This is a genomic window from Odoribacter sp. N15.MGS-14, assembly GCF_000980245.1.
GTDB lineage: Bacteria > Bacteroidota > Bacteroidia > Bacteroidales > Marinifilaceae > Odoribacter > Odoribacter splanchnicus.
The window spans coordinates 1-684 of sequence record NZ_LARE01000181.1 but is presented as its reverse complement, the minus strand read 5'-3'; the positions used below and the strand labels follow the sequence as shown (position 1 = coordinate 684).

Genomic DNA, 684 nt, shown 5'->3' with positions numbered 1-684 from the left:
GGTTTGGCACCTCGATGTCGGCTCATCGCATCCTGGGGCTGTAGTAGGTCCCAAGGGTTGGGCTGTTCGCCCATTAAAGCGGTACGCGAGCTGGGTTCAGAACGTCGTGAGACAGTTCGGTCCCTATCCGGCGTGGGCGTAGGATATCTGAGAGGAGCTGTCCTTAGTACGAGAGGACCGGGATGGACGGACCGCTGGTGTACCGGTTAGACTGCCAAGTCTACGGCCGGGTAGCCAAGTCCGGAAGGGATAAACGCTGAAGGCATCTAAGCGTGAAGCCCCCCTCAAGATGAGATGTCCCATTCGAAAGAAGTAAACCCCCTTGAAGACGACGAGGTAGATAGGGCAGGGGTGGAAGTGCAGTAATGCACGGAGCTGACTGTTACTAATAGGGTGAGGGCTTGACCAAGAAATGGGAAAGGCGGTTATAAAGTAGCTGCCGGACTCACGCAGAGGTAAAATGATTCCATTAGGATGTAACATGTATGTAGTTTTGAAGGTACAGAACGGAAACGGTAGCCGGTTGGTTATCGTTTTTTTTGTTGCCTTTTCTTTACTTTTACCCTATTTTTTTTCTTTATATTCTGTTAAAATATTTTTTAAATCAATTCATAAAATGATATGAGTGTCAAAAGGTCTTTTGCCACTCATTTGATACCTCGGATTGCGACCCAGCTACGCTGC

General features: G+C 48.5%; 1 rRNA gene. It reads left to right on the top strand.

Annotation, left to right across the window (positions count from 1 at the left end):
* Nucleotides 1–409 (top strand): 23S ribosomal RNA (locus tag WS34_RS14970); the annotation flags it as partial.
* Between the last annotated feature and the right edge of the window lie 275 nt (nt 410–684).